This is a genomic window from Haloarcula sp. H-hyl2 (assembly GCF_056934385.1).
The window spans coordinates 377,325-403,700 of record NZ_JBRIIJ010000003.1; the positions used below are offsets into that span (position 1 = coordinate 377,325).

At 61.7% G+C, this 26,376-nt stretch carries 17 protein-coding genes and 3 pseudogenes; 9 read left to right on the top strand and 11 right to left on the bottom strand.

The features are described from left to right. The first annotated feature begins 115 nt into the window (after positions 1–115). Positions 116–2,184: pseudogene (locus Hhyl2_RS19095) on the top strand (acetate--CoA ligase family protein). 26 nt (positions 2,185–2,210) lie between these two features. Here Hhyl2_RS19095 and Hhyl2_RS19100 read toward each other — a convergent pair. The 4 genes and pseudogenes from Hhyl2_RS19100 to Hhyl2_RS19115 all read right to left on the bottom strand — a co-directional run bounded on the left by Hhyl2_RS19100 (position 2,211) and on the right by Hhyl2_RS19115 (position 5,238). After that, positions 2,211–3,080, bottom strand: a complete 870-nt coding sequence (locus tag Hhyl2_RS19100) for a MaoC/PaaZ C-terminal domain-containing protein (protein WP_483552386.1) — start codon at positions 3,078–3,080, stop codon at positions 2,211–2,213. Between the two features lie 281 nt (positions 3,081–3,361). Next, positions 3,362–3,604, bottom strand: a pseudogene (locus tag Hhyl2_RS19105) (transposase); the annotation flags it as partial. A gap of 762 nt (positions 3,605–4,366) precedes the next feature. Further along, a pseudogene (locus Hhyl2_RS19110) lies at positions 4,367–4,873 on the bottom strand (PIN domain-containing protein). Next, on the bottom strand, positions 4,870–5,238 hold the full coding sequence (locus tag Hhyl2_RS19115) for a UPF0175 family protein (RefSeq protein WP_483552387.1): 369 nt from the start codon (positions 5,236–5,238) through the stop codon (positions 4,870–4,872). The pseudogene Hhyl2_RS19110 and the gene Hhyl2_RS19115 overlap by 4 nt, the downstream one beginning before the upstream one ends. Before the next feature lie 203 nt (positions 5,239–5,441). On the opposite strand from Hhyl2_RS19115, the gene Hhyl2_RS19120 reads away from it, so the two are divergent. Beyond that, positions 5,442–6,740 carry a DUF6498-containing protein gene (locus tag Hhyl2_RS19120; RefSeq protein ID WP_483552388.1) on the top strand — a complete coding sequence of 433 codons (1,299 nt, stop codon included), beginning with the start codon at positions 5,442–5,444 and terminating at the stop codon, positions 6,738–6,740. 81 nt (positions 6,741–6,821) lie between these two features. Here Hhyl2_RS19120 and Hhyl2_RS19125 read toward each other — a convergent pair whose 3' ends face one another. Continuing rightward, positions 6,822–7,121: a DUF7562 family protein gene (locus Hhyl2_RS19125; protein ID WP_483552389.1), complete on the bottom strand. Its 300-nt coding sequence runs from the start codon at positions 7,119–7,121 to the stop codon at positions 6,822–6,824. Positions 7,122–7,564: 443 nt separating this feature from the next. Here Hhyl2_RS19125 and Hhyl2_RS19130 point away from each other — a divergent pair, with 443 nt between their 5' ends. The 3 genes from Hhyl2_RS19130 to Hhyl2_RS19140 all read left to right on the top strand — a co-directional run bounded on the left by Hhyl2_RS19130 (position 7,565) and on the right by Hhyl2_RS19140 (position 10,029). After that, positions 7,565–7,963 (top strand): ArsR/SmtB family transcription factor, encoded by a 399-nt coding sequence (locus Hhyl2_RS19130; protein ID WP_483552390.1) that lies wholly within the window; start codon positions 7,565–7,567, stop codon positions 7,961–7,963. 147 nt (positions 7,964–8,110) lie between these two features. Then, on the top strand, positions 8,111–8,974 hold the full coding sequence (gene arsM, locus Hhyl2_RS19135; RefSeq protein WP_483552391.1) for an arsenite methyltransferase: 864 nt from the start codon (positions 8,111–8,113) through the stop codon (positions 8,972–8,974). 2 nt (positions 8,975–8,976) lie between these two features. Next, positions 8,977–10,029 (top strand): DUF7973 family transport facilitator, encoded by a 1,053-nt coding sequence (locus Hhyl2_RS19140; protein WP_483552392.1) that lies wholly within the window; start codon positions 8,977–8,979, stop codon positions 10,027–10,029. Between the two features lie 1,040 nt (positions 10,030–11,069). On the opposite strand, the gene Hhyl2_RS19145 is transcribed toward Hhyl2_RS19140, so the two are convergent. The 3 genes from Hhyl2_RS19145 to Hhyl2_RS19155 form a co-directional block, all read right to left on the bottom strand. Then, on the bottom strand, positions 11,070–11,441 hold the full coding sequence (locus tag Hhyl2_RS19145; RefSeq protein WP_483552393.1) for a DUF7970 domain-containing protein: 372 nt from the start codon (positions 11,439–11,441) through the stop codon (positions 11,070–11,072). Then, complete coding sequence (locus Hhyl2_RS19150; protein WP_483552394.1) at positions 11,438–12,280, bottom strand: ParA family protein; 843 nt, start codon at positions 12,278–12,280, stop codon at positions 11,438–11,440. The genes Hhyl2_RS19145 and Hhyl2_RS19150 overlap by 4 nt, the downstream gene beginning before the upstream one ends. A 141-nt stretch (positions 12,281–12,421) precedes the next feature. Further along, positions 12,422–12,691 carry a hypothetical protein gene (locus Hhyl2_RS19155; protein WP_483552395.1) on the bottom strand — a complete coding sequence of 90 codons (270 nt, stop codon included), beginning with the start codon at positions 12,689–12,691 and terminating at the stop codon, positions 12,422–12,424. A 219-nt stretch (positions 12,692–12,910) separates the two neighbouring features. Here Hhyl2_RS19155 and Hhyl2_RS19160 point away from each other — a divergent pair, with 219 nt between their 5' ends. Beyond that, positions 12,911–13,777 carry a hypothetical protein gene (locus Hhyl2_RS19160; protein ID WP_483552396.1) on the top strand — a complete coding sequence of 289 codons (867 nt, stop codon included), beginning with the start codon at positions 12,911–12,913 and terminating at the stop codon, positions 13,775–13,777. A gap of 107 nt (positions 13,778–13,884) precedes the next feature. Here the strand turns inward: Hhyl2_RS19160 and Hhyl2_RS19165 are convergent, their stop codons facing one another. Beyond that, the gene (locus Hhyl2_RS19165; protein WP_483552397.1) at positions 13,885–14,631 is read right to left on the bottom strand and encodes a CPBP family glutamic-type intramembrane protease; all 747 of its coding nucleotides are present in this window, start codon (positions 14,629–14,631) and stop codon (positions 13,885–13,887) included. 553 nt (positions 14,632–15,184) lie between these two features. On the opposite strand from Hhyl2_RS19165, the gene Hhyl2_RS19170 reads away from it, so the two are divergent. Beyond that, the gene (locus Hhyl2_RS19170) at positions 15,185–17,083 is read left to right on the top strand and encodes a HAMP domain-containing protein (protein ID WP_483552398.1); all 1,899 of its coding nucleotides are present in this window, start codon (positions 15,185–15,187) and stop codon (positions 17,081–17,083) included. Positions 17,084–17,122: 39 nt separating this feature from the next. Here the strand turns inward: Hhyl2_RS19170 and Hhyl2_RS19175 are convergent, their stop codons facing one another. Continuing rightward, positions 17,123–19,387 (bottom strand): NADP-dependent malic enzyme, encoded by a 2,265-nt coding sequence (locus Hhyl2_RS19175; protein ID WP_483552399.1) that lies wholly within the window; start codon positions 19,385–19,387, stop codon positions 17,123–17,125. Between the two features lie 88 nt (positions 19,388–19,475). Next, positions 19,476–23,354 carry a cyanophycinase gene (locus Hhyl2_RS19180; RefSeq protein WP_483552400.1) on the bottom strand — a complete coding sequence of 1,293 codons (3,879 nt, stop codon included), beginning with the start codon at positions 23,352–23,354 and terminating at the stop codon, positions 19,476–19,478. A gap of 391 nt (positions 23,355–23,745) precedes the next feature. On the opposite strand from Hhyl2_RS19180, the gene Hhyl2_RS19185 reads away from it, so the two are divergent. Together Hhyl2_RS19185 and Hhyl2_RS19190 are read left to right on the top strand one after the other, a co-directional pair. After that, complete coding sequence (locus Hhyl2_RS19185) at positions 23,746–25,215, top strand: methyl-accepting chemotaxis protein (RefSeq protein WP_483552401.1); 1,470 nt, start codon at positions 23,746–23,748, stop codon at positions 25,213–25,215. A 2-nt stretch (positions 25,216–25,217) separates the two neighbouring features. Next, positions 25,218–26,195, top strand: coding sequence for a calcium/sodium antiporter (locus Hhyl2_RS19190; RefSeq protein WP_483552402.1), 978 nt, complete (start codon positions 25,218–25,220; stop codon positions 26,193–26,195). The last annotated feature ends 181 nt before the right edge of the window (positions 26,196–26,376 follow it).

Below are 26,376 nucleotides of genomic sequence, written 5' to 3' on the forward strand. Positions count from 1 at the left end.
ACGAGTCCCGTGCGATTATAGACGCTCGGGGCGATAGTACACATGGTGTGTCGTATGCACACAAACAACAAGATGCAGAGGCAGTCCAACGGCGCTCGAGCGCGGGGTATCTTCCGTGCGTGACCTTACAGGATTGTTCGACCCGTCACAGGTGGCTGTGTTCGGCGCGACAGAACGGCCGGGGTCCGTCGGTCGCTCGATCATGGAGAATCTCCTCTCGGCGTTCGGCGGAGAGGTCATACCAGTCAATCCCAATCGGGAGACTGTTCTCGGGCGAGAGTGCTATCCGGACGCTGCAGCACTCCCCGACGGCGACTCCGTACTCGCGGTCGTGGTGGTACCAGCACCGATTGTCATCGAGGTCGTGAGCCAGATCGGCGAAGCCGGAATCGACGACATCGTTGTCATCACAGCCGGGTTCGCGGAGATCGGAGAAGACGGAACGACGCGACAGCGAGAACTCGCCGCTGTCGCAAAGACATACGACCTCAACCTCGTCGGCCCGAACTGTGTCGGTATTCTCAGCACCCCGAGTGGCCTGAACGCATCGTTTGCCCCGGAGAACGCACTCCCGGGGAACATCTCGCTCATGAGCCAGTCGGGAGCGTTCGTGACCGCAACCCTCGACTGGGCAGCCGACAACGATGTCGGGTTCAGGGACGTGGTCTCGATGGGTAACGAGGCCGTCCTCGACGCTCAGGATTTCATCCGTCACTGGAACGGCGAACCCGACACCAAGGTAATCCTGGGATATCTCGAACAGATACAGAACGGGCGAGAGTTCATCGACACGGCACGTGAGGTCGCGAAGTCAACCCCTCTCGTCCTGAACAAAGCCGGTCAGACCGAGGCCGGTGCTCGTGCTGCCTCGTCGCATACCGGCGCACTGGCCGGAAGTGCGACGGCCTACCGTGCCGCGTTGAACCAGGCTGGCGCGATACAGGTCAACGATATCGAGGAGTTCTTTGACTTCGGGCAGATCCTCGCAGACCAACCGCTCCCAGATTCAGACACAGTCGCTATCGTGACGAACGCAGGCGGAGAAGGTGTGCTCACGACAGACGTTGTAGGGGAGAGTCGCCTGTCGCTGGCGACGTTCAGCGACGAGACTAAGGCTGAAATCACGAAACATCTCCCGGCAGAGGGTCGCGTAAACAACCCACTCGACATCATCGGTGACTCCAACGTCGAGCGGTATCGTGCCGTGCTTGACGCCGTTCTCTCGGACGACGGCGTTGGTACCGTCATCGCGCTCGCAGCCCCCGCCGCGGTTCTCGACTTCGAGGAGTTAGCGAGCAGTATCGTTGACCTCCACGAGACCCACGACAAACCGATCGTCACCTGCATCATGGGCGGGAAACTCATTCATGCGGCAGTCCATCAGCTCGAGCAGCGAGCGATTCCAAACTACTTCTCGCCACGGCGCGCGGTCCGTAGCGTCGAAGCACTCGCCCGATACCGGGAGATAACCGAACGCGAATACGAAGCGCCGACCGAATTCGACGTCGATTTCGACCGGGCTCGTGAGATGAGATTCTGATCGAGGCCAAGAATCGAGGGACGACCGCCCTCGGCGTCGAGTCGATGGAGTTACTCGATGCCTATGGTATTCCGACGCCCGACGACGTCCTCGTCGACAAGGCGGATGAAGCCACTGTGGCCGCTCGCGACCTCGGTGGACCGGTCGTGATGAAGATCGTCAGTCCCGACATCCTGCACAAGTCCGATATCGGTGGCGTCGAAGTCGGCGTCACTCCCGAGGATGCTGCAGCCGTATTCGATGACCTGTATCAGCGGGCGAGAGACCACGATCCGGATGCGACTATTCTCGGGGTCCAGATCCAGGAGATGGTCGATACCGGCTTCGGTCAGGAAACGATTGTGGGGATGAATCGCGACGCCCAATTCGGGCCACTTCTGATGTTCGGGCTCGGGGGTATTTTCGTTCAGGTATTCAAGGACACCACCTTTCGAGTGGCCCCAGTGAGCGAAGCGGAAGCCCGAACGATGACCGGTGAGATCACTGCAGCACCGCTCCTTCGTGGTGTCCGGGGACAAGATCCGCTCGATGTGGATGGGATCGTCGAGGTGATTCAGCGTCTCTCACAACTCGTGATGGATTTTCCAGCGAGCGTTATCGCGGTCGACCTGCGGCTGACGATCGATCCTGACGAGATCGAGTGAGAGGGAACATCGACGGAGACCAGACGTCAGGAGGTTGTCTCTGCTTCGGGTAACGGATCGATGAGAACGGCTGCTTCTCCACTGATGACTTCGGTATCATTTTCGTCGAATTCCTCGATTCCGAGACGATACCGATTGTGGCCAAGGTCTGCGATCACCTCACAACGTGCAGTGACCCGTTCACCGATCTCGACCGGGGCGCTGTACGTCACGTTCTGACTGAGGTAGATGACGAGCCCGGGTAGTTTCGACAGGGCAGCACTGATCACACTCGAGGCGAGTGCGCCGTGGACAATGCGCCGTTTGAACCGGGTTCGTTCTGCAAAGGTTTCGTCAAGGTGGAGTCGATTCTTGTCACCGCTGATCTCGGCAAATAGTTCGAGGTCGCGCTCGGTAATCGGCTTGCTGAACCGGACCACGTCGCCGACGGAGACGCCGGTTGTCGCTTCGTCGTCGTACTCGGACTCCCAGTCGCGCTCCTCGGCTTCGAGCGGTTCCTCAGGGCGACTCATTGCACGATCGGGAAGATAGGGTGTTAGATCGCTCGTCCGAAGCAACCCGACGACGGTGTCACCTTCCATCACGAGTGCCTGTTCAACATCGTGTTCGTACAACGTCGCGGCACCCATCTGAATCGGTGCCGACTCAGAAACCGTAATCGGAGGATGTGACATGACTCTCTCGGCTGTTTGCCCCTCAATATTCTTCCCTGCAGCAAGGACATCGACGAGATCTGTTCGGGTGATGATACCGACCGGTTCGGCGTCCCGGACAACCACAACCGCGTCTCCGTCAAGCGCTTTGAACCGCTCCGCAACGTCCGTAATCGGCATGCTGGTTGCGATGGTTTCGGCAGGTGCGTGCATGACCTCCCGAACCAGTATTGGAACGACCATCGTACTTTGTGGCTTCGACGAGGAGGACCTTAAGGGCAGACCCCCCTCCAGCCAGTAGTGGCCTAGAACAGTTTCTCGCCCGATCTCTCTGCCAGGCTGATGATACCTGTCTCGAAGATGTACGTCGTCTCAGGATACTTCCCTACGTTAAGCCAACTACTGGTCTGTAGGATTCAAAGGACGAGAGCTTCGTCGAAGTACTCGAAGAGGTCTACGAGAAGTAAGCAGCGAACGGGCGTGAGTTATCCATGGCACTCATGCATTGAGAGCGCCAGTCTCAACTACTGGAGTGGTTGGAAGTTCACAATTGGCGAGTGTTCGTATTCACCAGTCAATTCGACCTGCACAAGCAGGTCCACCGCTCGCCAGATTGAGTACAGCAGACACGCGAACGCGAAGTAAAAGAACCGGAGACCGAAGTCTTTCGACGTCGTTGCGGCCATGAACCGCTTGATCGATTTGTAGCCACTTTCGATCTCCCAGCGATAGCCGTACTCGGTAAGGAACTCATTACTGCGATTCGTCTTGACATCCTCCTCCGCGTAAACGCGGAAGAATCCCGAGCGGTGGGAGTTTCAGGTTCGCAGTCCAATTACCGGACTACCAGCCCTTTCGGGCACGGGTAGTCCCACAGTATCGGACTGGTGGACTGCTGGCGATGCCAAGTCGCCGTTACCCCTATCCTCGACCGTGTTTGGCGTCCCGGTGTTGTTTTGGCCACGGGGACGCCAGCAGGCGTCAGCAGAGTCGGGGGTATCGTCTCGCGTGCTTTGAGCAGTCGGCACGTCGGCACAGCCTTCAAGGTTGTGGCGTTCACCGACTGTTCTTTCGGATACTGTCGTCCGAGAGACTTTGTCTCTCGTGATCACGGAAATCTTCGATTTCCGAACGACCTCGTTAGACGGGCGGACAGGCCGCCTCCGAAGGACGGTTCGGAATCCGCTCTGTTCCGACCGATTCCCACCCCCATTCTATGGTGGCCTGTCAGTTAAACACCAGTATTCTGACACTCAGAGTGCTGTCGAACGTGGATTCTCTCCCAAGTGACGGCGCGTATCCACGGCGCGAACGCCGTGGTATTGCGCCTGTTCACCGTATAATCTGGTATGCATGAGCAGAGGACAACCAGTTTATCGACTTGACCCGCTCGTGGTTGAGTACTAGTCAGTGCGCATCCACACTGAGCGCGAAATCCCTTCCAAGGAAGTCGAAACAACTGCTGGAGATAGTTCGACCACACTCGAATTCCAATGTGCTCGGATGACAGAGTCACCGAAACCGAAACGTTACCGGAAGTCCGTAATGTTTCGATATGGAACGTAGTATCCGATTTCATCAATCCACGTTGAGAGCCATTCATCCGCAGTTTCCTCGCTAATCCGCCCAGCATCAATGGCAGCCAGGAGGACGCCGACCGAACCGACAACGGTCACGCCCTGTTCTTTCGCGAATGCTCTTGCGTCGCCGTCGTCCGTCAGTAACCGACCGTCGTGTGCGTCGGCAAGCGCAAATGCCTGTGCTTCTCAGGGATCGAGATGGTCGCTGACTACTGCTTCACGGTTTGCAACAGTGTCCGAAACTGTCGCGACTGGAATCTCCGCATCGAGTACGTCCAGCGCTGACTGGAGGGAGGGATGGTCCTCGACACCAGTGTGGAGTTCTTCGCGAACGACCGGCACCGTACAGATTCCCGAGAGTCCGGCGACCACTCACACCTGGTCAATGTATGCAAAGTTCGAGAGAACGGTCGTGTTGAGAACGCTTGGGTCCACTGGAATATCGGTAGTCGTCATTGCGAGTCCGATGGCTCGTTATCAGCAGGCTCATCGTCGAATTCGAGTTCACGTGCTGCCTCTACCTCGTAGACTGCGTCGTCTTCGTCAACGAGCCCGAGCCGGAGTTCGACGCCGTGCTCACGGAGGATATCACGCATCGTCCAGCGATCGACATCGGCGAGTCTCGCAGCATCACCGAGCGTGATCCGTTCGCGTTCGTAGAGGGCGACCGCAGCTGCAATACGTTCGTTCTCGTGGTCCTCGAAGTATTCACGCACGAACTCGCGCAACGCATCGCTCTTGCCCCCAAACACACCGGCCTCGACAGCACCCTCGATGAGGAGGTCGAGATCGTCTGGATAGGAACCGGTGATTCGTGCCATCGTTCTATCCCAAACTACGCCTTCATACTATTTATGAACTGCGCCAGACTGCCATATACATTGAGAAAGCTGGCCTCAACTACTGGAGTGGTGGGGAAAACGCGACGAACACTTCATCCGGCGACCAGCCGTGGCACCGACCACATCGACAGACACCGCTCGAATCCGGAGGTTCAAACACCACGCTTCACTACCGCTACCTGATGTCGCCCATTCGACGAGGTCTCCCCGGAGAGTCGAGCAGGCGGACGGAACTCCTGGGTGTCGTCGCCGCCAACGTCCTCCCCATCGTCGGTGTCGTCGCGCTCGGCTGGAACGCGACGGCACTGTTGCTCCTCTACTGGCTCGAACTCGGTGTGGATTCGGTCTGGGCACTCGTTCGAGCGGTGTTCGCCGGTCGCCCGCCCACCGTCGAGACCGATGGCGTGCTGATCGGTCCACTCGCGGCCCGCCAGCCCACGCTCGGGGTACCCGGCACGTCTCTGGAGGTGTATCTCGTGACGCTGGTCGGCCTGCCGTTGACAGTCGGGGTCGTCCTCGTCGGGTGGCTCCTCGTCGGCGCAGTCCTGGTCGGACCAGTACCGGAGCCAGACACCGGGACACTCACGAGCGTGGTGGTAGCTGCGATCGGGATCTTCCTGATGACTATGGTGACGACCCTCCGGACCTACTTCCACGACGGGGAGTACCGATCCCACAACGCACAGACGGCGTTCGGCGGTCTCCTGACCAAGATGGGGATCGTCTTCGTCGGCGGCGTCGTGACACTCACCATCGTGACCGCAGCGACGGCGGGGCCGTCCGCAGAGCTCTCGCGTCTCGATCCGAGTGCGGCGGGACTACCGCTGTTGCTCGTAATCGCCCTCTGCAAGTTCACGGCCGATCTCGGTAGCGTCTACCGGGACCGACTGGCCGTCTACTTCAACTCCTACGATCGGGAGTACGGGTGGCTCGCACGGCCACCGGAGGTGAGTTCGGTCGACGCCACACTGGACGGAGAGACCGAACAGACCAGACCCGCGTTCTGGGGCCGGCTGCTGGGTGGGCCGCTCCGACTCCCGTACCACACCGGGTGCAGCGGTATCGCGCTGTTCGGACTCGTCGGTGCAGGACTGTTCGCGACCGGGCAGGCGTGGGACCTGGTCGCGGGTCTCGTCGTCGCCGCCCTGATGGTTCCAGTCGGTCTACTGTGTGCCGATCAACTGCTGCGGTACGGTGCCGTCGAGTACCGTGTCGCCCCGGAGGACGGCGAGGTACTCGTGTACGACCGGCTCTTCGACACCGTGGTGTGGCATCTCGACTCGCTGTCGGACTGTGAGGTCCGTCTCGAACGGACTCCCGTCGACCGACTGCTCGGGACGGAGACAGTCAGTATCGGCCATCCCGAAGGTGAGTACCTGCTCCCGCACCTTCCCGACAGTGCGCCAGTACTGGCAGCGATCGACCGGGAGGTGCCACACGCCAGACCACTTTCCCCCGGCCGTCAGTCGTTGCTCAGCTGACCGACCCGGTGGCCATCGCTTCGCGTTGGAGGTTCCCAGAGGTGGGCCGAAGCCGCTTCTCGGGGCCGACAGCGCTCCCGGTCACTCACGGTCTGTGGTCTGATCGGTCGCGAGTTCGTGGTAGCGCCGGAGGAATGGCCCACGATCGGTTCGCCCAGCACCGGCCGCCACGAGCGTCTCCTCGAGTCCGTCGCGGGGGGCGTGACTGTACTCGCCGTAGCAGTCGGTACAGAGGTATTCGATCTCCTTGCCATCGCGTGTCCAGCGATCACCGTGTTTGTCGTATTCACGAGCGTCCTCCCGGTCGACCGTCTCGCCACAGGCGATACAGGTCACCGTCGTCTCGGAATCGAGCCACAGCGCCGACGCACTGATCGTCATCGGTCTCCCCCCGTACACGGTTTCAAACACGTCGGCACGCCGCTGGTCCCGTGGGCGACGGTCGCTGTACTGTCCGTGTGCAGTTCGTCATGGGAGACCCGTTCGTCCGGACGGAATGTGAGCGCTTGGCCACGGCGTCGGTCAGGGACCCTGTGTCGTTGCCCTTGCATCTGTCATCAGGAGATAATTCGTGGGACAGTCAGGTAGTCGCGCTGCCTCACCTGTGAAGCGGTATAAATACTCGGTCGCACGGGCAGGATACGGAAAACCGATCGAGCTGTGTTCACTGGGTGGTGCCGCATCGGTACCATCGAAACGAACTGTACGAATCTATCGTCGTCCCTTCGACACGTACCGTACCAGTGGACACACCGAGATTCGACGTGATCGGCGGGTTTGGACGGTCGAAGCCTATATATGAATGGTTGTTCAATCATTCATTCATGAGCCAGCAAACGGATCGTCTTGAACGACTCATCACCGAGGAGGTCGGCGACTGTTGCGAGACAGACGTGACAGACCGGCTCGAATCGCTCAGATCCTATGTTTCCGAGACACCTGGAAACGCGGGAACACATATCAGCGCACTCGACACGCTCGGGAACGAGACACGCTACACCATCGTCCGTCTGCTGACGGGTGCCGGACGCGAGATGTGTGTCTGTGAGATCAACCCGATCGTCGACGTGAGTGATAGCGCGATCAGCCACGCCCTCTCGGACCTCCGTGAAGCCGGGCTGGTCACGCGCCGGAAAGACGGCACCTGGCGGTACTACGAAGCGACCGAACGGGCCAAAGCCCTGCTCGCAGCACTCGACGAGACGCAGGGGGCAGACCGATGAGTGAGTCGGCGGACGCCCCCGCGAGGGTGCGTATCGCGCGGCCTGTCGAGCGTTCGATAGGTAGAGCGACTCTCGCTGGGAGCCCCCACCAGTCCAGTCACGCCGCGGGGACAACTGCTCCCGCTCTCCGCTCGGGGGTGCCGACCCGTGTCTGATCAGGAGTCAGCCCACGATGCAGAGAGCGGGTTCGACGCCACGACACAACGTCAGGTGGTTCGGGAACGCTACGCGTCGATTGCCGCTGACGCCGAGGGGTCCGACGATGGGTGTTGTGCAGACGACTCCTCGTGTGGTGACAGCGTCGGTTCAGCGGCCACGGCTGGGGAAGTCGCCAAGCAGCTCGGATACTCGGCGTCCGACCGCGAGAGTGTCGCCGGCGATGCGAACTTGGGTCTCGGGTGCGGGAACCCGAACGCACTGGCCGCACTGGCGGCCGGCGAGACCGTCGTAGACCTGGGGTCCGGCGCTGGCTTCGATTGTTTCCTCGCCGCCCAGGAGGTGGACGAGACCGGCGAGGTGATCGGCGTGGACATGACACCCGAGATGATCGACAAGGCCAGAACGAACGCCGGGAAGAACGACGTTGGCAACGTCGAGTTCCGGTTGGGCGAGATAGAACACCTGCCGATCGCCGACGCGACCGTCGACGTAGTCATCTCGAACTGTGTCGTGAATCTCTCACCGAACAAGCCACAGGTCTTTCAGGAGGCGTATCGCGTGCTCCGTCCCGGCGGTCGTCTCGCAATCTCGGACGTGGTTCTGACCGCAGCGGTCCCGGACGACATGCGGGCGGACCCCGAGTCGGTTGCCGCCTGCGTCGCTGGGGCATCGCGTATCGAGCGTCTCGAGACGATTCTCCGGGACGCGGGATTCGAGGACGCGACGATCGAACCCAAGGAGGATAGTGATCAGTTCATCCGGGAGTGGGACGACGACCGAGACCTCAGCGAGTTCCTCGTCTCGGCGAACATCACTGCCAGGAAACCGGAAACCGTCGGCCAGGAGGCGTAGGTGTGGCGGTGTCCGAACTCTGGGCACCGGGGATGGTCCTGGCAGCCTTCGCTGGCGGTGCGTTCGGTGCATCGATCGGTGCACTCCCGTCCTTCTCGCTGGCCGGCTTGATGGTGGTCCTGGGCGAACTCTCCAAGTTGACGGCACGGACCACCGGCGTCGATGTTCTCCCGGTGGATATCACATCGTCGATCGGCTTCGGGGTCGTCCTCGGTCCGCACGTGGCGTTCGGCGGTGGCGCTGCCGCACTCGCGTACGCGAGCAAGCGTGGGTATCTCGACACCGACTTCGAGTATCACCAGGCCAAAGAAGTAACGCGAGGACTCGGGAACAGACCCGATGTCCTCGCTGTCGGCGGCGTCTTCGGTGTTCTGGGCTACTGGATCGCGACGCTCTCGACGACGGTACGGTTCCCCGTCGATCCCGTCGCACTGGGCGTCGTCGGGTCCGCGTTGCTACACCGGGCTGTCTTCGGGTACCACATTGTCGGCGCCACTCCGAGTCGCTTGCTGGACATGCAGCCACACAGCCAGTCCACTACAGGCGGGGGCGATCGGTTGACAGACGGTGGGACACACACTGTCGAGCCGTGGCTCCCGTATCAGTATCGCTGGACAGACGTCGGTGTGCTGGGACTCGTCGTCGGGATACTCGGGGCGTACGTCGCGTATCTCACTGCGAGTCCGTTCCTGGCGTTCGGAATCAGTGTCGTCGCGCTCGTCTTCGTCAACGCCGGTGTCGCAGAGATTCCGGTGACTCATCACATCTCGTTGCCTGCGAGTACTGCGGTCCTGGCGCTGGTCGGGCCATCGACTGCAGTGATGACTCCGTCGGCGGTTTCGGGGGCGCTTCTCCTCTGGGAAGCGCTTCTGGTCGGTGCGTTCTTCGGGGTGATCGGTGCGCTAGCCGGGGAACTGTTCCAGCGCATCTTCTACGCTCACGCGGAGACGCATCTCGATCCACCTGCGGCCAGTATCGTCTTCACGTCCCTCCTGATCGGACTCCTGGCCATGGCTGATGTAGTCCCCTCAGCAGTCTGGGTGCCGACTCCGTAGAGACTTCTCCGCCTCCGCAAACACGGCAGAAATTGCCCGACATACTCGCGAATAGTATAGCAATATTTGGTTTATCAGTGTCCCGTCGCGTCCCGGTCGAATCCTGGAACAGGACAGCTATCGTAGTTTTTCGTTGTTCTGGAGAGACACCGGGGATCGGTCATCGTTCGACGGGCCGAACTCTGGTAGCCAGCAGATGTGGAGACCATTCCGTACGCGTCGACTTCCGTATCCCGAACCTCTGACGCGCAGAATTCGGCCACCCTTGCAACGACCTACTTACTGGGATTTCAGTCGTGTCATCTGTCCCAGAGTTATATTTCAGCCATAGGCACAGCGCCTCTAAAGTTCGCGTATCAAGAGTGGACCCGATACGGTCTGGAGGAACACTACCAGATCGGTCGCGAGTCGGTACCGGCCTTCTACGAGACAACGGACGGCGCCGACCGGAATACGAACCGGGACCTCCTGTTGGACCCGATCCATGGAGCATCGATCGTCTTCAGTATGGCGTGTCCCGGGTCGGTCAGTATGCTCGTAGAGCACCGCACTGGTGGACTGAGTTTGGTATGTCACCGCTACTCCGAATCGTCGGCGATGACCGTGCCTCTGCGACCCATACAGTAGTATAGCCATATAAAATAGCCAGATAATATATCTCGCAAACGCAGCTATACAAAATATCCCGCCTGCACAACCAACTGTTATCGTCGGTAGTGTTAGCTGATAGTCCCACCCAGTCGACCCAGCTATACTTGCTATCTATACCCTCTAGCTATACTATATATTTATACCAACTATCCAGTCTTGTTATTTAACTGGCCCAGTTGTCCCAAGCAAACAGTAACATCAGCCGGCATAACGAGAATCACTATTTGATCTGTGCAGCCAGCTGTCCTAACGCAGTCAACGATACAGTTCAGCCAGTAGTTCCATCGATCGAGTACAACCAGGAGTGGTACCGGAGGGGAAACGATAGAAAGAGGAGCCGAGACAGAAGTGCGATACCGACAGAGTAGATAGTCACCCTGAACTGCTTCTCACTCCCAGTCGTACCCCCAGTCGCGTAGTTCGTCGGCAACGAGGTCGGGGTTGTTCATCGCCACGATCACCGCAGCCTCCAGGGCGTCGGTCTTGTAAACATCCTCGCCGAGTTCGTCTTCCAGGGTCCGGATGAACTCCATCTCGCGGTTTTCGACTTCGGGACGGAGGAAGATCGGTCGCTGGTTACGGTCAGCTTTCACGGAATCACGACGGAATTTGTACGGGATAGTCTGTCCGGAAGTTGCCGATTCGGAGCGAGTGGGAGTGTCAGACGAACTGATCGGGTCGGGCTCGGCCGAGACAGACTCGGACGGAGTATCGTTCTCGGACGATTCGGCGAACGGATCGTCTCCGGAACCGGATTTCATGCTTTGACCTCCTGTTCAGGGGCTCGGAGGGCACGGGCGAGGGTTTCGAACTGTTCCAGGGTTTCGAGTTCGTACTCGCGCTCACGGGACCGGTGATCTTCGATGTACGTGAACGCCGAGCACTGCTGTCGCCAGCAGCCTTCGAGGAGCGACGTTCGTTCCCTGAACACGACCGGGACGTCGTACGACTGGCTCCGGAGCGATTCCAGCATCTCCTCCTGATCGTTCGTCCCCTTGAACCGGTTCGGGACAGCGGCGAGAACGCCGACGTTGATATCCAGGGTCTCTTCCAGTCCATCGACCAGATCGGCGAGGCCAGTCACGGACTGTTGGCCCTTGCCGCTGGGTTCGAAGGGGATGACGAGGTTCCGTGTCGCGTGGATAGCGTTGTACAGTTTGACGTCTGCGGTAGCCGGTGGATCGATGATCACGGTATCGTACTCGGCAGGAACGTCGGCCTCCTTGAGCACCCGGAGCAACTGAACGTTCGGGTTCCAGTTCTCACCGAAATCCGCTGCTTCCTCTTCCCGACGGCGGAGGTGCTTCGAGAGGACCTCTAGCGAGTTGTGCGCGGGCACGATATCGACGCCTTCGGACTCCTCGATCAATCCGCCGAACGGGCCACGAGGTCGCTCGACGAGATGTCGGACGAGGCTATCGGCTTCGGAATCGGTCCGGTGATCCGCGACGTCGAACAGATAGGAGAGGCTACCCTCCTGTGGGTCCATGTCGATCGCGAGGACGTCGTTCCCTGCGCGGGCGTCGGCCACAGCCAGATTGGCCGCCATCGTCGTTTTCCCGACACCGCCGGCCTCGCTGTACACCGTGTAAGTCAGCATGGAACAGTAATGATCTGTGGAGAACTTAAAGATAAGTCAGACGGTATAGCCATACAGTATAGCTATTTCAAATTCGAAGGAGTAGTATACCGTATTCTGATATACAGACGTCCACTCACAGGGAAACTGTCGTGACGACCGCTACGGTTCCTCGACGGCGCTCGCGATGGCTTCTAGTTCGGCCTTCCGGAAGGGCCCGTCAGCGGTGTCGTCGTCGGCCAGGCCGACCGCCGAACGGATGACACCGCGCATCCGAGCCTTCGAGGGCCTGGCGTCGGTGTCCACTTCCGTGTCGAGCGTGTCGCAGATGGCTGCCAGGGCTTCCTTGGTGAACGCTGTCGATTCGAGCCGCTCGTATCGCCCCACCGCGACGCGGATCTGATCCCGGAGTTCTGAGACTGTCGGTGTCACGTCTCGTCGGTCACCCGGTATCGACGTGAGGGTTGTGGTCCGAACCGATACCACTGCTTCGGTGGCGGACCCCAGCGATACGTCACCGTCTCTGACGTGGCCCTCGATCGTGCGTGGTTCTCGCCCGTAGCCGAACGGACCTTCTGACTGGGCAGCGTCGCTCAAAGTGCCGTCGAACCGAAAGCCGCCGTTTTACACCCGATGGTCGTATCGGGAGGCGTGTCCCCGTCACGCAGACAGTTCCTCACGGCCCTCGGCGTCGGCGTCACCTCGCTCTGCGGGTGTGTCGCCGACCGACAGAACGCCGACACGGTCACCCCGGTGACAGATGTCGACGAAACTGGCCACACGACGACAAGTCCGTCGGGCGAAGATATGGTCGTCGAAGATATCGTCGTCAAGAAAGCCGTCAGGTATCGGTCGACGATGGGATCCGGCGGCGTCCTGGCCGATGGAACGCGACAGTACGTCGTAGCGACGGTGCGCAACTCGGCCGATCTCGACAGCGACGCGTTCACGTTCGAGACCGACAGCAGAAGCTGGAGCCCGGGACTCCCGGAGACGGCCGGCGCGCGGAACTACAGCGTCGCAGGACACGAGGGCGGCCAACTGGGGGCAGCCCTCGGGTCCGCCGACGGATCGTTCCTCGCGTTCACGGTTCCCAGTCCGATTGAAGCCGTGAAACCTCGAATTTCGCACGAGGGTACCGGTCGGACCTGGCAACTCTCGCGAGCCGCGACTGCGAGGCTGCGAGCGAAAGCTGCGACGTTCTCGCTCGCTGAACTCTCTGTCCCGGCATCTATCGAACAGGGGACACCGCTCGAGGTGTCGCTCACGGTGACGAATACGGCCGACGTCGACGGTCGGTTCCTGGCCGCGCTCTACTGGCCGACGAAACTGATCGCGGACGACGACGAGTCCCACGTGGTCGAGATGCAGGTGCAAGCGGGTGAATCGGCGTCCGAGACGGCCGAGATACAGACCCAGTACACGACGGACCATCCCGAAGAAATCGCGCTCCGTGTCACGGGCCACGTGTCGGCAGAGCGGTCAGTATCGGTGACCGACACGACGACGCCGACCTGAGCAGCGTCGGAATCCCATCACAACCACGTCCCGCAGGTCGCCTGGAGTGTCGATCAGAAACATCGGGCAGACGGTCGCCGATAGCGCACCACGGTCAGGTCGCGCGCTCAGAATTGCAGATAGGTCAGCGTCAGCAGGACTGCGTTGTACCCGCCATGCGCACCGATCGGGACCAGGAGGTTCCCAGTCCGTTCGTATATCGTGCCGAAAATCACGCCACCGACCGTGACGATGGCGACACCGCTGAGCGCACCGACGATCGATCCGGTGTAGTTCAGGAGGTGGATCGCACCGAAGATGACGCTGGCGCCGCCGATGGCCCCGACCGGTCCGAAGGACTCCCGAAGTCTGCCCTGGATCGCGCCGCGAAAGAGCAGTTCCTCGGCGGGCGCGACGAGCACGATAGAGAGGGCCGCAAGGCCCAGCGCCAACCGTGGATCGGCCATGATCGGATCCTCGAAGACGCTCCCTGACGGAGCGATATCGAGGAGTGTGACGACGATGCTGAGCACTGTCGCGGCGACGAGCGCGGCGAGGAGTCCCCCAATCGTGTATCCCGTATCGCGCCTGGTCGGAGGCCGGATACTGACGCCTCCACGACGACGGACGTAGAGGTAGCCGACCACGAGAAAGGCCAGTTGGCCGGTCGCTGCGAGTAAGAGGAACGACGTGGGACTTTCCAGGTCAGCACCGAAGATCAGCAGCGGTACCGTGAAGACGATGCCGACGGCGATACTCGCGACCAGTCCAAGCGCCAGCAACCCGAACGCGACCCCGAGCGCCCTGAGGCGGCCCCCAGATCGAGACCGTGAATCATCGGTGAGATTCGACCCGCTTTGCGTCTGTTCTGCCATGTGCACTAGTACTCGTCGGTGACTGATAGTGTTACTCGCAGGGTAGGTCGGAACTGCGTTCGCAACCGCTCGATCGGACTGTCTCCGACAGTGCCGAGGGATTACACTGGTACGATATTTCAGGAATAGATATAGTAGTTCTGGGTACGTATATCCGTGTTTGAATCTAGAAACAGGTTATCTAGTTCGATATGGTTCGTTATTACCGACACGATCGGACGCATTCGGCACTATCGAGCTATATCACCCCTATTCAGCGGTTGGATCGTGTTACGATAGAGAGATCGGCTGAATCACTGTGCTGTTGACGACTCCGAGAAAGTGGTATTTCAAACCTTTGGTGGTTTCAGTACACGTCATAGACGGTTGATTTTTATGTGATTCGTGATACCCATCGCTATGCAGCGTTCCGAGGAGCGTGGGGTCCAGAGGGGCCTCTATACGGTGTCCGAGTCGGTCGTGCCGACGACCACACTCGACGACACGAACGGGTGGCACAGTATTGCGGCCGAACACGGGGGAATCGGTCTACGTCTCGACGGGAGGTGCCCCGATGAGCGGTGCCGGTGACGGCCCGTCCGACGGGGCTGGAGTCGGGGAAGGGCTGTTCGCCGCTGTCGTGCCCGACACGATACGGCAGCGGTTCGCGCTCAAATTCGCACTGGTCCTGCTGGTGATGGCTGTCTCGGTCGGTGGCATCGGGCTCGCTGCGACGATGGAGGTCCAGCAGTACACAGAGAGACAGGTCACAGACGAGTATCGTGGCATCGCGGCGACGGACAGCGAGAGCATCGCCGAATGGTTGGACAGGAAACGCGTCTCCGCACGGTTCGTCGCGTCGAGTCGGTCCTGGTCCGGCGAGAACACGGACGGCCTGCTGGCCGCCCTCCAGAACCAGAAAGGTGAGTTGTCCGGTGATGCCGCGAACCTCCATCTGGTGTCCAGAGGTGCCACAGGGACCGAAGTTGTCGCCAGCACGTCGCTCAGTAGCGGGACCTCGATCTCGGACGGCGCTCGCTCCTGGGCGGGCGCCGAAGAGTTCACGCACGTCAGCGAGGTCGCTACCTCCAGCGTCTACCGAACAGAGTCCGGTCCAGTCGTCGGGTTCCTCATCAAGGCCGAGGGGTCGCTGAACCGGTATCTTCTGATCGAGTACAACGTCAGCGACGTTGCCGACTCGTTGCAGGGACGTGACCGAGCAGCGGGTGGGTTCACACAGGTCGTCAACAGTTCGAACGTCGTCGTCCTCGACGAACCGAGCGAGGACGGTGGCCCGGTGGGTGAGGAGACACTCGCCCCCTATAGCCAGAGCGAGGGCGCGTCCACGCCCATCGACCGCGCGAACGGCCTCCGGAACACCTCCGCCGCGGCCGGAGTGCTGACGAAGATGTCAGGGACGGGTGACGTCATCGACGGCGAGTACACTGTCGGCTACGCACCGGTCGCCGGCAGCGACTGGGTCGTCCTCGTCCACGCACCTCACGACAGCGTCTTCGGAACGATCCAGCAGGTCCGGATGCTCGGGCTCATCGGGACGGCTGTCATGGTGCTGTTCATCGGCGGCGCCGGTGCGGCACTCGGCTACAATACCGCGTCGTCCATCGATCGGCTGACCGACAAGACCGCGAAGATGGAGAAAGGGAACCTCGATGTCACCGTCGAGACGCCCCGGGTCGACAGTATCGGCCGTCTGTACGACGGGTTCGCGGCGATGCGTGATGCGTTGCAGGAACAGATCGACGAGGCCGAACGCGCACGCAAGGAGGCCGAAGTCTCCCGTGCCGAGGCCATAGAGATGAACAACTACCTGCAGGAGAAAGCCGAGGAGTTCTCGGACGTGATGGAGGCAACCGCGGCGGGCGACCTCACCGACAGGATGGAGACCGACGGCGAGAACGAGTCCATGGACCGTATCGCGACCGAGTTCAACGAGATGATCGCCGAACTGGAAAAGACCGTCGGCCAACTCGACAGTTTCGCCGACGAGGTCGCGGAGTCCGGAACCGTCGTCCTGACGAGTGCCGAGTCCGTCGGAGAGGCGTCCGAGCAGGTCGCCGAATCCATCCAACGGATCTCGGACGACGCCTACGAGCAGAAAGAGCAACTCAGAACGATCTCGAAGGATCTGGACGTGCTGGTCGAACAGCTGGAGGGGCTGGCAGCCTCGACCGACGACCCCGAACTCGCCGACGCACTCACCGAGTTCCGCGCTGTCGCGACGGCGCTCCAAACCGCCGCGGACACGAGCGAGGAGATGATGGCGGAGGCCGAAACGGTGGCCGGCGCCGCGGAGGAGCAGGCCGCCGAACTCTCGGAGGTGACGACGCGCGCTCAGAAACTGAAACGGTATGCCCGCCCGCTGGGCGATATCCTCGACAGGTTCGACACCGAAGCCGAACACGAGTTCGTCTTCTCCGGCGGCCCCTCCCAGGAGACACCGGACGACGACTGAGACTGCACACGCCGCCACGACCCTGCCGAACTCGCGTGCTTAGGTTTCGTCTCGCTGCTGTGCGTCCACGACCGCGACACCCGCGAGATTCACGATGTCCTTGACTTCGTCACCGCGCTGGAGGACGTGGACCGGCTTGTCCATGCCGACGAGCATCGGCCCGATGGCCTCGGCACCGCCGAGTCGCTGGAGGAGTTTGTAGCCGATGTTGCCCGACTCTAGGTCCGGGAACACGAGGACGTTCGCGGGGGCGTCCAGATCGGCGAACTCGTAGGTCCCCTGGAGGATATCCTCGACGACGGCGGTATCGGCCTGCATCTCGCCGTCGACCGGGAACGAGACCGACGGCTCCTCGCGGAGCATCGCTGCGGCCTCCCGTGGCTGGGCTGTCGTCTCGTTCTCGACGCTGCCGAAGTTCGAGTACGAGAGCATCGCGGCGCGTGGCTCGACGTTGAACCGGCGGGCGAGGGTCGCCGTATGGCGGGTGATCTCCGCCAGCATCTCGGCGTCGGGGTCCATGTTCACCGTGGTGTCGGCACAGAACACGACCCGGTTCTTGAACGTCAGCATGTAGACGCCGGCCGCGTAGTCGGTGTCCTCGGCGGTGCCGACCACCTTCAGCGGCGGGCGCAACGCAGAGGGGTAGTGGTGGGTCAGCCCCGTCAGCATCGCGTCGGCGTCACCCTCCTCGACCATCACGCTCGCGAAGTAGTTCGTGTCCTGTTCGAGGATCTCCGCGATCTCACTGCGAGTGTAGCCGTTGCGCTGCCGGAGTTCGTAGAGGCGGTCGACGTAGTGACTGTAGTCACCCTCTCGGGGATCGACGACCTCGGGCTCGAAGTCCAGTCCGAGCTGCTGTACTGTCTGCTGGATCGGTTCCTGTCGACCGACCAGCACCGGTTCGGCGATGCCTTGCTCGACGAGCTGGGAGGCCGCCCGGATCATCTTCTCGTCGTGGCCCTCCGCCAGCACCAGCCGTTTGGGGTCGTTCTTGGCCTTGTTGAGCACGACGCGCATCATCTCTCGGGACTTCCCGAGGCGTGCCTCCAATGTCTCCGCGTAGTCGTCGAGATCGACGGGTTCCCTGGCCACGCCGGTCTCGAGTGCCGCCTCGGCGACGGCCGGCGCGACCTCGAACAGGACCCGCGAGTCGAGCGGTTTCGGGATGATGTAGCCGGGCCCGAACTGCAACGGCTGGTCCCCGTATGCCTTGACGACGGCGTCCGGGACGTCCTGGCGGGCCAGATAGGCGAGCGCTTCCGCAGCGGCGACTTTCATCGCTTCGTTGATCTCCGTGGCACGGACGTCCAGCGCTCCGCGGAAGATGAACGGAAAGCCCAGCACGTTGTTGACCTGGTTCGGGAAGTCCGAACGCCCGGTCGCCATGATGACCGTGTCGTCACGTGCCTGTTTCGCCGTCTCGTAGTCGATCTCGGGGTCGGGGTTGGCCATGGCGAAGACAATGGGGTCGCTGGCCATCGACTGGACCATCCCCTCGTCGACGATGCCCCCCACCGAGAGACCGACGAAGACGTCCGCGCCGGCCATCGCGTCCGCCAGGTCTCCCTCTGGGATGTCCCGAGCGAACTCCGACTTGTACTCGTTCAACTGCTCGTGGCGGGCGCGGTCCTCGGTGATGATACCCGAGGAGTCGCACATGACGATGTTCTCCGGGCGAGCGCCCAGCGACACGTAGAACCGTGCGGTCGCGATGGCGGAGGCACCGGCGCCGGAGAAGACGATCTCCAGGTCTTCGATCTCCTTGTCGGCGATATCCGCAGCGTTCAGCAGTGCCGCCCCGGAGATGATTGCCGTGCCGTGCTGGTCGTCGTGGAACACGGGGATGTCGAGGCGGTCGCTCAACTCGGCTTCCACCTCGAAACACTCCGGCGCTCTGATGTCTTCGAGGTTGATCCCCCCGAAGGTCGGTTCCATCGCGGCGACGGAGTCGACGATCCGATCGGGATCCTCGGCGTCGAGTTCGACGTCGAACACGTCGATGTCGGCAAAGCGTTTGAACAGGACGCCCTTGCCCTCCATGACGGGTTTCGAGGCGCTCGCGCCGATGTCGCCCAGGCCGAGCACTGCCGATCCGTCGGAGACGACACCAACGAGGTTGCCTCGGGCAGTGTAATCGAACGCCGCCGCGGGATCGTCGTCGATCGCACGGCACGGTGCGGCAACACCGGGCGAATATGCCAGCGAGAGGTCCCGCTGTGTGTTCGTGGACTTCGTGGTCGCGATCTCTATCTTGCCGGGCGGGTCTGTACGGTGGTACTCCAGTGACTCCTCTTCGAGCCCCATGACGGGTGCTCACAGTCCCCAGTGATAAAACTATCTACAACTCGTCGACCAGGGGCCGACGCCACCGAAAAATGAGGACGAGTGGTGGTCAGTTCTCGCTATTCAGTGCGACGATGACCTCCATCACGTCGCCGGCAGAGAGCGGGCCGTGGCCGGACAACGGTTCGTCGGTGTTGTACTTCACGATGGCGTCGAGCGCCTCGCTGGGCGTGACGTGGCCGTCGTCGCTCCGGTAGATGTCAGCCGGCGGCTGTCCCGGCGGTGACCGGATCGTGACCGTCTTCGACAGGTTCCCGACCGAGACCGTCCGTGTACCGGCGGTCTCGACGGTCCACTGGAAGACGACCAGTTTCGTGTGGCCTGCTTCGACACGGACCTGTCTGGTCCTGGCGACCTCGCCGTCGATCCGCAGTCTGGCCGTGTAGGTACCAGTCGCATCTCCCCTGTTGACGACGACGGCCCTGACGATGCCGCCGTTACCGGGCGTGTTCTGCTTCGGAATACCAAGCTCTACCACCTCGAACGACGGCTGTTCCGGCGTCGGTGTCGCGGTCGGCGTTGGGGTGGGCGTTGCGGTTGGCGTTGGCGTCGGTGTCGCAGTCGGGGTGGGCGTTGGCGTCGGCGTCGGAGTGCTCGGTTTCACGACCTCGACAGTGGTCGATTCGGGGCCGAGCGAGACCGTCCGGTCGCCGAGCGACTGGAAGGTCACGTTCAACGAAACCGTCTTGTTGGTTTCGCCGGGGACATAGACCTTCCCCGCAGGGACAGTCCGACTGCCGACGTCCAGCAAGACGCTGTAGGCACCTCCTGCGGACCCGGTGTTCTCGAAGGTCGCCTCGACCTCGACGGTGCTCCCTCGTTCCGCCGTCGCAGGGCCATTGAGATCTGTCACCGAGATCGAGGACGACCTGATCGTGACAGTTGTCGACTCCTGTCCGACCGAGACTGTCTCCGTGCCGGACCCACCGAACTGTCGCTGGAAGGAGGCAGTCTGGGTCCCTTTGGCAGGGACGGTCACCGTCTTGCTGTCCACGACCGTCCCACCGATGGCGAGGGCGGCCGTGTACTCGCGGTCGATGTCGTCGGAGTTCTGGACGAACGCGGTCACCTCGCGGGTCGTCCCCGACACGACCGAGGACGGGACAGAGAGTCTCGTCACCGTCGGTGCCGGACCGGTGTCGAGTGCCAGCGTGTCCTTCTGCAAGTACAGCGTGTTACCGGTGGCTGTGACGTTCGCCTCTGTCACGCCAGCCGCCGTCGTAAGCACGACCTGGCCCGAGGAGTCTGTGGTGCTGGCGGTCCCGTCGTCCAAGGTGACGACGGCTCCGGACACTTGATCGCCCGTGTCGTTCCGGGTGACCGTGAACTCGACCGCAGCGCCGTTGGCTGGCGTCGTCGTGTTCGCAGTCAGGAACAGGTCCGCGTGGTCCCTGACCGAGGTGTTCACGTCGAGTGCCGTGTGGGCGGCAGTGTACTGACTGCCGTAGTAGCCGGCGGATTTCGAGACCTCGTAGTAGGTCAGTCTGACACCGTTCACACCGGAACCGGGTGTGGTTCCGTCACCGAACTGTTCACCTACTGCCCGCGTGCGCGTGTTGTCGACGACCCCGCGAGCCATCAGGTCGCTCTGGGTGTATTGCGTCTGGAACACCGCGCCGGTGTAGTCGTAGCCGGCGTCGCCGCCAGTGCCGCCAGGGCCGTAGTAGCTCCCGACCTTCGATTTGCCGCTGGCCGGCGTGACCGTCGCAGTGTCGTACTCGTAGGTGTCACCGGCTGTGAGGTAGTGACTGCGGACGTCAGTGAGGTTCAGCGCGTCGGCATCGCCTGGAGTCGGGTGTTCTGTCGCCCCGGAGAGGTTCATGATCGTGACGCCGTATTCGCCGACGACCGTCGCGTTCGTGGTGTCGTTCTTGAAGACGAGAGCCGTCCCTTCGCTGATACCGTACGCGTGGGTCTGCTGTGCGAGTCCCTGAGACGCGTTGTCCTCCCAGGCAGCACGGAGGAGACGGCCGGTCCGACTCTGGACCTCGAAGGCGGCGTCGAACATCGCACCGTCCTGGTAGTCCAGCCCGTCCGTCACCTGGACACCGTCACTGACACCGTTCCGCATCGCATCGTAGCTCTCGCCGCCGGTGACGGCGTCCGTTCCGAGCGCACTGCTCGCCTGCCCTTCTGCGACGACGACGGCCCCGTCGGCGTGTGCCGACCTGACGGCCGCGCCGACGGTCGTGGGCTGGTCGTCGGTGCCCAGGACAGTGTGCAGGCGTTCTGGTTCGCCGCCGGTGAAGTAGACGACAGTCCCGTCACGGACAGTACTGGCCACGATACTGCTGTCTGCATTGTTTGACCACGAGGACTCGTCGACTCCGCTGGTCGTCGGGTCGTCCGTTGTCGCCAAGTCGACGACGGTCACGTTCGAGTCAGGGATCCCGGCATTCTCCAGGATCGTCTCGACCTCACCGCCGCGTTTGCTGGCTTCGTCACTGGCGGCCGGCACGATGACGACGTTCGCGGCCTGTTTCCCGCCACCGAGGGCGATGATCTCGTTGATGATGGCGGTATCGCCCGAGGCGAGTCGCGCACCGGTCGCCATCGTCGAGCCGTTCGCCGTATTCGGCGGCATCTGGTAGGGCTCGGTGAACGGTCGGACGTTCAGCGTGACGCTCTCGGCGGCGTAGTTGTTCGGGACGCTGTCGTAGTAGCCGTTGGTATCGGCGGTCTCGCTGTAGTTGAGGAAGACCCCGTATCGCCCCGACCCGGCAGCGACGTCGTTGCCCACCTGGACACCCGTCGCGTCGGTACCACCGTTGTCTGCCACACCACGGGCCATCAGGTCTTTCGTCTTGTTGCCACCCGTGAAGACGTCCTCGATGTAATCGTACTCGTAATCGTAGTAGTAGCCGTTCGACGGGCTCTTGTAGCCGTCAGGGATGACGTCACGGTTCCTGTAGTCGTACTTGTCGCCGTGGCTGAGGAGGTGTGTCTCCAGGCCGGTGACGTTCAGCGAGTCCCCGTTCGAAGACACCTCGCTCGCACTGGATGCGTCGATGACGGTGACACTACGGTTACCGACAACCTTCGCCACGTGGGTCCCCTCCTCGAAGACCAGCGAAGTGTTCTCGCCGATCCCGTAGGCCAGTTCCTGGCGTTCGAGGTTCTCGTTGCTGTTGCGGTGCCACATCGCCCGAATGAGCCGGCCGGTCCGGCTCCGCTCGTGGAAGTGCTGGTCGACGATACCGTGGTCGAGATACCCCATGCCGCGAGTGAGGAAGACGCGGTTGTCCGAACTGTCGAAGTACGTGTCGGTGTAGGAGACGCCGTTCCGAAGCGCACCGTAACTCGTCCCGGCACCGATCATATCGTCGCTCATGATGGCCGCGCCGGCGGAGCTACCCGCGATGACGCCGCCGTTCTTGTAGGTCCTGTCGATGGCCTTCGCGGCGGGTGTCTTCGACCCGTCGGGCTCGTACAGCAGATCCGTGATCCGGAGCTGGCTGCCACCAGTGTAGAAGATCACGTCGGCGTTTTCGAGCGTCGAGACCACAGAGGAATTGTCCACGTTGTCGGCCCACTGTGACTCGTCGACGGTGGCCGTGCCTGGGTCGTCTTCGACGGCCAGTGGTACGATCGAGACATCGTCGTCGTCCACGCCGTACTTCTCGAAGTCTCGCTTGTACGCCTGTGCGGAGCTGGACGGCGTCCCGCTCGCTGCGGGGACGATAGCGACCTTCGCGTTCCCATCTCCCCCGCCGAGTCTGATGATCTCGTCGAAGACGCGTTCGTTCTCCGGTGCCAGTCCCCCACCGACGATGACGAGCGACCCGTCGTACTGTTTGTCTGTCGGTTGGTTACCTGCCATCGTCGTTCCGGCTTCTGTGCCGAGCGCTACCCCTGAGAACGTGGTGGCCACCAGCAGTGTCGTGAGGAAGAGTGCCAGTAGGCGCACTGATGCGTTCGTGCTTGTCATCGGATTCCACCCCTCCGGTGGGCTGCCCACCGAGGTTCTGTCACACTCCTCGAAAGGGGGGTTGTTAAATCTTCCCATGTAGGCCGTCACCAAGAGCGGAGTTGTGACACCCCATCCCTCGTGGCTGGGACCGTCCAGCGCAGCGCTATCGCTCTGCAGGCAGCGTGTCGTCGTGATCCGGGTCGAGGGCCACTTGCTTCCGATCTACTGACACCCTGTGGCGATGCCGTGCCACACGTGACCGGTTGGTTTTAATATCGACCATCATAGAGGTGATGGCATGCAGATTTCCCAGTGCCACCAGTGGGTGCGCCACGGTTGCCGTGCCATCCACAGTACTGTTGGCAAAGGCGGCGATCCAGCGAACCGAGGGGATGATAGACGACGGCCGATGACCGACGGCGGCACGGACGTCCAGAAATCACAGGCAAAAGATGCTGCTGCGGTCGATTTCGACGACGAGAAACTCCTCAACGGCATCGGTCTGCCGCTGTTCATGCTCGATACAGACAGACGCGTCATCGCCTGGAACGAACGGGTCGAACAACTGTCGGGTGTCTCTGGTGAGTCCGTCGACGATGCCCAGTCGGTCCGGGAGGCGCTGTATCCCGATGGGGAGCGGACACTAGCCGAGCACGTGCTCGACAACCCTGACGGTGCACATCAGACCGAGACAGTCACGCTGTCCGACGACTATCTCCAGATCTACGAACGCGAACGGGTCGTGGGGACCGATGCTGGTGAGCGGCGTCACTACGAGAGTTCAGCCCGGCCACTCTACAAGGACGGCGACCTCGCAGCCGTCCTCCAGACCGTCCAGGATCGGACAGAAGCGGTCCGGCGTCACGAAGCCATCTCGGGGCTGGTCGAGGAACTACGTGACACGTTCACCGCGATGGCCAACGGAGACCTCGGTGCCAGAGCGGCGTTCGACGACCCGGACGACCACGTCGACGAATCGCTCCGCTCGGTGGTCGACGACGTGAACGTGATGGCCGAGCAACTCGAATCGCTCGCCGATCGGGTCGATGCACAGGCGAGCGTGCTCGCCGAACTGGGCGAAGAATCCAAAGACACCGTCGAAACGATCAACAGACAGGTCGGCGAGCAACACGCCGTCCTCGACGACGTTGGTGAAGAGATGGAACAGTTCTCCGCAAACATGGAGGAGCTCGCCTCCAGGGCGGATCAGATCGCAGCCTCGGCCGACGACGCACAGCAGGCTGCCGCCGACGGGCGGACGGCCGGCCAGCAAGCGCGGACGGCTACCGACAACGTCCTGACTGCGAGCACCGAACTGGTCGAGACGGTCCAGGCCCTCGAGACCAGTGTCGAGGACATCGAAACTGTCCTCGAAGTTATCGACGACGTCGCGGAGCAGACGAACATGCTCGCACTGAACGCCTCGATCGAGTCGGCTCGTGCCGGAGAGGCCGGTGATGGCTTCGGTATCGTCGCTGACGAGATCAAGAAACTGGCGTCCGAGACCCGTGAACACACACAGGCCATCGACGAAAGTGTCGCCGACGTCCAGACGCAGGCCGAGCGTGCAACCGAGGCTGTCGAGGATTCCCACGAGCAGATCCAACAGGCCGGTTCGGAGATCGACGAGGCCCTCACTGCACTCGACGAAATCGCCGAGGCCGTCGACGAGACTGCATCGGGCGTCCAGGAGGTCGCAGATGCCAACGACCAGCAGGCGACAACCGTACAGGAGGTCCTGGCACTGACCGAAACGGCCCGAGACCACGCCGATAGCGTCGCGGCCTCGACCGAGCAGATCGGCGAGCTCGTCGACGCCCAGCAGAGCGAGGTAGCTGAACTACAGGCGCGTGTCGACTCGCTCAGCCAATCGGAGTGAAGATGCCAGGAGTACTCTCACTCGTCGTGTCTGTGGATACGGTGTTGCTTCTGGTCGGAGTCGTCTGCCTGTATCTCGGTGCTGAGCTACTCGTCAGTAGCGCCGCGTCTGTCGCGCTGGGCTACGGGATGCGAGCCACGACTGTCGGGGTCACGATCGTTGCCTTCGCGACGACTGCGCCGGAGTTGATCGTCAGCACGGTCGGTGTCGTGACCGCGTCCGATCAGATCGCACTCGGAAATATCGTCGGATCCAACATCGCCAACATCGGACTGGTGCTGGGGGCATCGGCACTGTTATCGCCGACAACGGTCGACTCGGCGCTCGTCAGAAAACACGGTCCGTTCATGTTGGCCGCCGTCGTTGCGCTCGTGGTGCTGGGGCTCGATCAGCGACTCGGCGCGGTCGATGGTGGCGCACTGCTCTCGTTGCTCGTGGTCTACACGGTATATCTGTTGTTCCGCGCGCGCAAGGACGATACAGACGTCGTTCCGGAAGAACTGTCGCCGGACAGTGACGGGGCAGCGACATGGCGAAACGGGCTGGAACTCGTCGGTGCTGGTGTGTTCCTGTTCGCCGGTTCCAGAGGGCTCATTCTGGGAGGGCGTGGCATACTCTCGTCGCTCGGCTTCGGAGATCTGTTCATCGGGCTGACTATCATCGCGGTCGGGACGTCGCTGCCGGAACTGGCCACGTCACTGGTGAGTGCCTACCGGGATGGGGCAGCGTTCTCGATCGGAAACGTGATCGGGAGCAATATCTACAACGTCCTGGCTGTGGTCGGCATCGTTGCGATCATCGTGCCGATCGAGGTTTCGGCGACGACACAGTCGATCGAGTTCCCCCTCTTGCTCGGCTTTACTGTCGGTTCACTCGGGCTGCTGGAAGTCCGACCCAGAATCTCCCGGTTGGCGGGGATCGCACTGCTGGTCAGCTACGGTGGGTTCGTCTACGTCTTGCTCGGTTCCTACGGCGGTTGAAAGCATTGAGAACGGCCCCATTGATCAATCTCTACCGATTTCAGTGCACCCGATACTCTCAACTGGATGACGAGATCCAGTTCTCTTTCGGAGTTTCGTCAAGAGCGGCACAGTAGTCATAGATACACGTGACCGTGCCTGTTGATCGGTCCATGTCGGACTACGTACAGCACCAATCTAT

Coding starts and splice junctions, on each gene's coding strand:
- Hhyl2_RS19170 (WP_483552398.1), top strand. CDS start 15,185: ATGAGCGGTGCCGGTGACGGCCCGTCCGACGGGGCTGGAGTCGGGGAA.
- Hhyl2_RS19125 (WP_483552389.1), bottom strand. CDS start 7,121: ATGACGATCAGTGCGTCGGCGCTGTGGCTCGATTCCGAGACGACGGTG.
- Hhyl2_RS19115 (WP_483552387.1), bottom strand. CDS start 5,238: ATGGCACGAATCACCGGTTCCTATCCAGACGATCTCGACCTCCTCATC.
- Hhyl2_RS19185 (WP_483552401.1), top strand. CDS start 23,746: ATGACCGACGGCGGCACGGACGTCCAGAAATCACAGGCAAAAGATGCT.
- Hhyl2_RS19100 (WP_483552386.1), bottom strand. CDS start 3,080: ATGGTCGTTCCAATACTGGTTCGGGAGGTCATGCACGCACCTGCCGAA.
- Hhyl2_RS19145 (WP_483552393.1), bottom strand. CDS start 11,441: ATGAAATCCGGTTCCGGAGACGATCCGTTCGCCGAATCGTCCGAGAAC.
- Hhyl2_RS19190 (WP_483552402.1), top strand. CDS start 25,218: ATGCCAGGAGTACTCTCACTCGTCGTGTCTGTGGATACGGTGTTGCTT.
- Hhyl2_RS19130 (WP_483552390.1), top strand. CDS start 7,565: ATGAGCCAGCAAACGGATCGTCTTGAACGACTCATCACCGAGGAGGTC.
- Hhyl2_RS19175 (WP_483552399.1), bottom strand. CDS start 19,387: ATGGGGCTCGAAGAGGAGTCACTGGAGTACCACCGTACAGACCCGCCC.
- Hhyl2_RS19120 (WP_483552388.1), top strand. CDS start 5,442: ATGTCGCCCATTCGACGAGGTCTCCCCGGAGAGTCGAGCAGGCGGACG.
- Hhyl2_RS19165 (WP_483552397.1), bottom strand. CDS start 14,631: ATGGCAGAACAGACGCAAAGCGGGTCGAATCTCACCGATGATTCACGG.
- Hhyl2_RS19180 (WP_483552400.1), bottom strand. CDS start 23,354: ATGACAAGCACGAACGCATCAGTGCGCCTACTGGCACTCTTCCTCACG.
- Hhyl2_RS19150 (WP_483552394.1), bottom strand. CDS start 12,280: ATGCTGACTTACACGGTGTACAGCGAGGCCGGCGGTGTCGGGAAAACG.